Source organism: Romboutsia sp. (assembly GCF_035470145.1).
Taxonomy (GTDB): domain Bacteria; phylum Bacillota; class Clostridia; order Peptostreptococcales; family Peptostreptococcaceae; genus Romboutsia_D.
Map to the genome: position 1 here is coordinate 1 of NZ_DATIRC010000187.1, position 5997 is coordinate 5997.

A 5997-nucleotide genomic window follows, 5' to 3' on the forward strand; every position below is an offset into this window, starting at 1 on the left:
GAATAAAATATTTACACTAGAAAGCAAAACAGGGGAAGTATTAGCAATATTGACAACTAAAGAAGAAATGACTTATACAGAATTTTATCAAGTATGCAAAGATGCAGGCGAAGAATTTGAAAATGATTTTTACATGGTAAAGGATAAATTGATAAATGAATTAGAGTTTGAAACAGTAGAAGTTTTGGGAGGGTATACAGTAAATAAACGTCGCGGTGCATTTTAAATTGTGGTATAATATACTTAAACTATTAAAAAAAGAGGGTATTAAGTTATGAAACTAACAGATAAGTATGCAGTTGGTAAAAAGTTTACAATGAAAAATGGAAGCGAGTTAGAAATAATAAGCATAGAAAAAGATACTAATTATAGGGTAGTTAGATTTGAAAGTGGTTATGAAGCTAGAACAAGTGTTAGTAGCATAAGAAGGGGATTTGTTAGGGATTATTTAAAGCCTAACGTTTGTGGTGTTGGAGTGTACGATTTAGGAAGACAAGATAAGAAACACGTGCTTTATGGTAGGTGGCGAGGTATGATTTATAGGTGCTATTCTGAAAGTTGTAGTGAATATAAGTACTATGGAGAAAAAGGGGCTTACGTTTCTAATGATTGGTTGATTTTCAGTAACTATGTTAGAGATATAGAAGCTAAGGAAAATTATGAAAGGCTAATATCAGAACCTAGTAAGTGGCATATAGATAAAGATATATTAAGCCCAAATGAAAAATGCTACTCTAATGAAACTGCATTAATTGTTAATCGTGCTGAAAATAATAGGGAAAGAAATAAAAGAAATGGCTATCCTAGTGATTGCCAAAGGAAGCCTATTATTCAACTTACTATTGATAATGAGTTTATATGCGAATATGAAAGTTTGAGTGAAGCATATAGAAAAACAGGAATTTCAAGTGGGAATATATGTAGTTGTTGTAAGGGTATATTAAAAACGGCAGGTGGTTATGTATGGAAATATAAATAAATTAGGGGGCATTTTAAGATGGCTGAAAATAATAGAAGTGTAGATGAAATTTTATGGGATTCAGACAAAGATGATAAGGGGGAAGAATAATGTTAGGATATTCAAGTTATATTATGTTGGGTTGGTTTATTGGGACTTTAATGCAAATGCTATAGGAGGTGTAAAAGATGGTCGAGGGTAGAAGGGTAAAGGGTATAAGCTTCACAGAAGAATATGAGAACGAGTATAACCGACTGATAAAAGAAGGAAACGCATCACAGTTAGTTTGTGAGTTGTTAAGAGATCACTATAATAGCAAATATGGAATGGCTGAATTGGAGTGTGACATTAAATATCTAAGGACAGATATAAGTTATATTAAAAGAAAATTAGAAAATATTGGGATTGTATAGGCTGAGGGTTAATCCTTTAGCCTTTACTACTTTAAAGGGGTGATAATATGTCTAATGCATTGACACCTATAGTTAATGGGTTATTTGCCTATTGTAGATGGTTTATAAGTGCTTGGGTTGACTTAGAGGAAGATAAAAAGGTTATAAAGAAGAAGTATGATAAAGTGAAAGAAAATAAAGAATTAGAAGAAATGAAAAAAGAAATACAGGAATATAAAAATAAATTAGCTTCTTTGGAAATGCCTAAAATGTTACCTTATAAATATATATGGACCAATAGCAAAGGCACTCTAAGAGTATGTATAGGATATGATTTATATAATGATCCTGTATGGATAGACTTTTACAAAAATAATCACTTGTTAATAGCAGGTGCTACAGGATATGGGAAAACTTCAATAATTAGAACAATATTAATTTCTTTAATGCTCACTTACGACAAGGACCATTTGAAAATAATTTTAGTTGATTTTAAAAATACAGATTTGCCACCGTTTGAAATTTACCAACAAGTCAATAGGGAATGTATATTTGAAGAAGATAGATTTAATAAAATGTTAGATAGTTTAAGTAAAGAGGGTAAGGAGAGAGCAAATAAAATAAGGGAAAAAGGATACTTTAATATAATAGATTATAACGAAGCCGAAGCTGACAAAATAAAGCCTGTAATAGTTGTAATAGATGAAGTGTCACAGATTTGCGACAATACAAAATTAAGAGATAAATTAATTAAATGCATGGGCTTAGTAAGGGCATATGGAATTTATTTCATAGTTGCAACGCAAATTCCTTCAAAGGACACAGTAGGAAAAATTAAATCACATACTATTCATAGAATAGGCTTAGCGACTGCTGATAAAGTCGATAGTGATATGATAATAAAAAATGCTAATTTACAAGATATAAAGGATAAAGGAAGATGCAAGTATGATGTAGATGGAAAACTTATACTCACTCAAAGTTTCTTTACTCAAATGGAAGATGTCAAAGGCTATTTAAAGTATCTGCAAAAGTGATATAATATAATTATCAAAATGGGATTTCAAAAGGGAAAGAGGTGTATTTATGGCTTATATTTACAGGTTTAAAGATAAATCAGATATTACTATATATATAGGTTATACAGGGCAAACTTTGGATCAACGATTAAGTCAACATTTTGGAGATAAGGGACATCTTGACCAAAAATGTTATAAAGAAACTTGCAAGATAGAATATCAGAAATACAAAACTAAATCAGATGCTCAAATTATGGAAGTAGTAGAAATAAATAGGTATAAGCCAAAATATAATAAGCTAAATAAGCAAAATGATGATATGACTTTAGATATAATTGAAAATAAATGGAAGTTATATAGGGAAATAAGACCAACTAAGCCTTTACGAGTTCAAAATACAGGCTTTATGTGGAAAGTAGTTGCATTTATATATTTAATGTTTATGTTAGGAAAATTACTAGGACTTATTTAGTCCTTATTTTTTTATAAAATATTTTATTTATTTTTGAATTTTTAGTATCTTTTGTACTCATTTATGATATAATAAAGTATAAAGAATTTTAAGGAGGGGTAAAAATGAAAAAAACTGATGAAATAAAAATGTTATGCAGCTTAATAAAAGAAGGTAAAGCAACAATAGAGCAGGAAATAAGATACAATGTATTAATGATAGAAATATTAAACCCAAATACAGAATGTGGAAAAAGAGTAATAGAAAAGCATATACAAGAATTAAAAAGACTTAACGAATTAAAAATAGAATTATTAAATACTAATAAAAAAAATGTAAATGAGGTAGCAGAAGCAGAAAATAATAATGTAGTTGTTTTAGAGGGTAGATTTGTAAAAAGAGTATCGCAAGTAAAAGGCATGAAATTAAAAAGAGGCGATGTATTAGAAATAATATTTAATGGTGAATCTAAATCAGTTGGTAAAATATTAGATATTCGTTTTGGACAGTATTACAAAAGTTATAATTACGACAAAGAAAAAGAATTCAAAATGTATATTGAGTATAAAAAAGAAAATGACAATGAGATATATGTTGCAGACATAGACAAAGTTGCTAATATTGAAATAATCAGTAGAAGCCAAAGAAGCAAGAAAATATTATTATCAGATAATGAAAGTTTGAAAAAATATATAGCTTATTGGGGGAGATAACCCCTTTTGAGTTAAATTTTAAAAGGTGATATTATGTATAATAATATATATGGTACGAAAGGAAATGAATTAATTGATTTGCTTTATAATGTATGGGAACAAGTTATTAGTGAACGTACACCATTCCAAAAGTATTTTATTAAAAGAATGGAAGATTATCATAATATAAATATGAATCGTATGTTGACAGAAGATGAAGAATGGGTGCAATTATGGGAAATACGAAAATTAGAAACTATTAAATTTTATAAATATTTAGGATTTGAAATTGATAGTTTTGTTTATGATAGCAAAGGAAATAAGTATTATGTAGCTTATGCTTTTGGAACAATGAAAAATAAAAAATGCATAGATAGTGTGTCTTTAAAAATGAGAAAGGTTGATAAATATTTTAAAAAAGAGGAAACGAATTGTTTTAATGTTTTTAGTGCATACTTTGACACAGGAAGAGTATTGAATGGAACAAATGAAACTAATTTTGCAGATTTTTATATAACTAATAATTTCAAAATAGATACTGAAAAGAAAAAATTAGGAAATTTGGAGGTAGAGCAGTTTAAATGGATAATATAAAATTCACTATAAAGGAAAAAGGCTACACACTTGAAGAATTTGCAGAAGAAGTGCTAGGAATAAAAAGAAATGCTTTGTATAAGAAGATAAATGGAGATAGGAAATTTACTAAGTTGGAAAAAGAGAAAATAAAAGAAGTGCTAGGAATAGAAATAAAATAAAAGGAAAAGATTGAGAAGTTTGTCGAAAATTTCTCGATTTATTTTTAAATAAAATGTATCTTTTGTACTCAATTGTGATATAATAAGTATACAAAGAAAAACAAATAGCTCATTGAAAATTAAAAAAGGGGTGTTTAAAATGACTAAAAAACAAATGGAAAGAGAAATAGAAAAAATAGAAGATATGAAAAGGGAAATATCTTCCATGATAGAAGAACAAATAAGCATTTTAAGGGAAAGAAGCGAATTAACTTTTGATACAGATGAAGCAGACAATGAGGACTATTGCGAAAGAGAAGAAAAGCTAAAGGACTTAGAAAAAGAAATCCAACACAAAGCTAGATATGTAAGCATTATGTTTAGAGATGAACTTATATATAAAGTTGGTGGTGTTGCAAATGTCTAAAAAACCTATATCTAATTTTGAAGCTGATAGATTGCTAGAGGAATTATTTTCCTCTAGCATAACTTTTGGGGATTATGAAGAAAGCTTCTATAATGAAAAGGAATACGAGGAAGAAGAATATATCGAGCCTATGTCAGAGAGAGATTTAAAGGGGGATATATAAATGGAAGAATTGAGAGGAATGGAAATAGTTGGTAGAATAGAAGAAGTTGAAAGAAGCTTGAAAAGTTATAGCAATTCAGAATGGGAAACTGATATGTTAAAGGCTGAAAAAATGGAGTTAGAAAATGAGTTAAGAAGCTTAGGTTATTAAGGGTAGGGGGATTAATTTCCCTCTACTGAACATAAGGTGGTGGGCAGATGGAAGAATTGAAGTGGTTGGAAAGTGAATTGGTAAGGGTTTACATGGAATATGCAGAAGAAGCAAAAAGAATATGGACTGAAAATGATGCAGTTGTAGCTGATGAAAAAGTTCAAAAGTTGTATAGGAAATATAAGTCAAAGCAGATTTACTTAGATAGATTGATACAGATGCAAAAGTCAGTGATAGATGATGTTGAAATTTACAAAGAGAAATACAGTTAAGGGGTAGACATAATACTAAAGAAAAAGGATATTTTGGGGATATGCGAAACTTTAAAAGTATTAATGATATAACTATTGAAGAAGCTAAAGAAATGGCTAAGAATGGATTATACTTGATTATAAAAGATGGTAAATGTAAGGGAATGACTACAAAATAAAAAGGAGTGGTTTTAGATGGAGAGCAAAAACATATACACTAAATTAATGGAAGTAAGAGTTAAGTTTCATGGCTTAGAATTAAAGAAAAGTGGATTAAATAAGTTCGCAGGGTTTAAATATTATGAATTAGGTGATTTTTTAGTTCCTGCGACAAGCTTGTTAAAAGAATTTAATTTGTGTCCTATGATAAATTTTACAAATGAAATGGCTACAATGACAGTAATAAATGGAGATAACCCAAGTGAGCAAATACAGTTTACAAGTCCTATGAGGGAATTAACACTAAAGGGAACGAATGATATACAAAATTTGGGTGGAATACAAACATATTTAACTAGGTATTTATATATACAGTTGCTTAACATAGTTGAAAGTGATAGCTTTGACGCAATAAGTGGGAAAGCTGAAAAAATATATAGAGAAGCTAAGAAAAGTGGAATAAGTAAAGATGCAGTAGATAGTGCAATTAAGAAAACTTTTAACAAGGGCATTGAGGATTTAACAGACGAAGAATACAAAAGAGTGTTTGATGGCTACAAAGCTAAAGCAGAAGCAGAAAAAAAATAAAAGTAGGGGGATT

At 29.0% G+C, this 5997-nt stretch carries 13 protein-coding genes; all 13 read left to right on the top strand.

Annotated features, from left to right (window positions below; all coding sequences use genetic code 11):
- On the top strand, nt 1-226 hold a 226-nt coding region (locus VLM92_RS07910; protein WP_325275795.1), incomplete at its 5' end, for a hypothetical protein.
- Nucleotides 227-274: 48 nt separating this feature from the next.
- A complete protein-coding gene (locus tag VLM92_RS07915; RefSeq protein ID WP_325275796.1) occupies nt 275-979 on the top strand; it encodes an NUMOD1 domain-containing DNA-binding protein in 705 nt (234 codons plus the stop codon).
- A gap of 167 nt (nt 980-1146) precedes the next feature.
- The gene (locus tag VLM92_RS07920; RefSeq protein ID WP_325275797.1) at nt 1147-1371 is read left to right on the top strand and encodes a hypothetical protein; all 225 of its coding nucleotides are present in this window, start codon (nt 1147-1149) and stop codon (nt 1369-1371) included.
- Between the two features lie 47 nt (nt 1372-1418).
- Complete coding sequence (locus VLM92_RS07925; RefSeq protein WP_325275798.1) at nt 1419-2387, top strand: FtsK/SpoIIIE domain-containing protein; 969 nt, start codon at nt 1419-1421, stop codon at nt 2385-2387.
- A 49-nt stretch (nt 2388-2436) separates the two neighbouring features.
- Nucleotides 2437-2841 (top strand): GIY-YIG nuclease family protein, encoded by a 405-nt coding sequence (locus VLM92_RS07930; RefSeq protein WP_325275799.1) that lies wholly within the window; start codon nt 2437-2439, stop codon nt 2839-2841.
- 104 nt (nt 2842-2945) lie between these two features.
- On the top strand, nt 2946-3533 hold the full coding sequence (locus VLM92_RS07935) for a hypothetical protein (protein ID WP_325275800.1): 588 nt from the start codon (nt 2946-2948) through the stop codon (nt 3531-3533).
- A gap of 33 nt (nt 3534-3566) precedes the next feature.
- Nucleotides 3567-4106, top strand: coding sequence for a hypothetical protein (locus VLM92_RS07940; RefSeq protein WP_325275801.1), 540 nt, complete (start codon nt 3567-3569; stop codon nt 4104-4106).
- Complete coding sequence (locus tag VLM92_RS07945) at nt 4094-4267, top strand: helix-turn-helix transcriptional regulator (RefSeq protein WP_325275802.1); 174 nt, start codon at nt 4094-4096, stop codon at nt 4265-4267. The genes VLM92_RS07940 and VLM92_RS07945 overlap by 13 nt, the downstream gene beginning before the upstream one ends.
- Before the next feature lie 139 nt (nt 4268-4406).
- A complete protein-coding gene (locus tag VLM92_RS07950) occupies nt 4407-4673 on the top strand; it encodes a hypothetical protein (RefSeq protein ID WP_325275803.1) in 267 nt (88 codons plus the stop codon).
- Nucleotides 4666-4836, top strand: coding sequence for a hypothetical protein (locus tag VLM92_RS07955; protein WP_325275804.1), 171 nt, complete (start codon nt 4666-4668; stop codon nt 4834-4836). Before VLM92_RS07950 ends, VLM92_RS07955 begins: the two co-directional genes overlap by 8 nt.
- Nucleotides 4837-4986 (top strand): hypothetical protein, encoded by a 150-nt coding sequence (locus VLM92_RS07960; RefSeq protein ID WP_325275805.1) that lies wholly within the window; start codon nt 4837-4839, stop codon nt 4984-4986.
- Between the two features lie 47 nt (nt 4987-5033).
- Entirely contained in the window at nt 5034-5258 is a 225-nt protein-coding gene (locus VLM92_RS07965) for a hypothetical protein (protein ID WP_325275806.1), read from the top strand.
- A gap of 174 nt (nt 5259-5432) precedes the next feature.
- Nucleotides 5433-5984, top strand: coding sequence for an ERF family protein (locus VLM92_RS07970; RefSeq protein WP_325275807.1), 552 nt, complete (start codon nt 5433-5435; stop codon nt 5982-5984).
- Nucleotides 5985-5997: the final 13 nt, after the last annotated feature.

What these genes read in the sequence shown, in the direction of transcription:
- VLM92_RS07915 (WP_325275796.1), top strand. Translation starts at nt 275, where the DNA reads ATGAAACTAACAGATAAGTATGCAGTTGGTAAAAAGTTTACAATGAAA.
- VLM92_RS07920 (WP_325275797.1), top strand. Translation starts at nt 1,147, where the DNA reads ATGGTCGAGGGTAGAAGGGTAAAGGGTATAAGCTTCACAGAAGAATAT.
- VLM92_RS07925 (WP_325275798.1), top strand. Translation starts at nt 1,419, where the DNA reads ATGTCTAATGCATTGACACCTATAGTTAATGGGTTATTTGCCTATTGT.
- VLM92_RS07930 (WP_325275799.1), top strand. Translation starts at nt 2,437, where the DNA reads ATGGCTTATATTTACAGGTTTAAAGATAAATCAGATATTACTATATAT.
- VLM92_RS07935 (WP_325275800.1), top strand. Translation starts at nt 2,946, where the DNA reads ATGAAAAAAACTGATGAAATAAAAATGTTATGCAGCTTAATAAAAGAA.
- VLM92_RS07940 (WP_325275801.1), top strand. Translation starts at nt 3,567, where the DNA reads ATGTATAATAATATATATGGTACGAAAGGAAATGAATTAATTGATTTG.
- VLM92_RS07945 (WP_325275802.1), top strand. Translation starts at nt 4,094, where the DNA reads ATGGATAATATAAAATTCACTATAAAGGAAAAAGGCTACACACTTGAA.
- VLM92_RS07950 (WP_325275803.1), top strand. Translation starts at nt 4,407, where the DNA reads ATGACTAAAAAACAAATGGAAAGAGAAATAGAAAAAATAGAAGATATG.
- VLM92_RS07955 (WP_325275804.1), top strand. Translation starts at nt 4,666, where the DNA reads ATGTCTAAAAAACCTATATCTAATTTTGAAGCTGATAGATTGCTAGAG.
- VLM92_RS07960 (WP_325275805.1), top strand. Translation starts at nt 4,837, where the DNA reads ATGGAAGAATTGAGAGGAATGGAAATAGTTGGTAGAATAGAAGAAGTT.
- VLM92_RS07965 (WP_325275806.1), top strand. Translation starts at nt 5,034, where the DNA reads ATGGAAGAATTGAAGTGGTTGGAAAGTGAATTGGTAAGGGTTTACATG.
- VLM92_RS07970 (WP_325275807.1), top strand. Translation starts at nt 5,433, where the DNA reads ATGGAGAGCAAAAACATATACACTAAATTAATGGAAGTAAGAGTTAAG.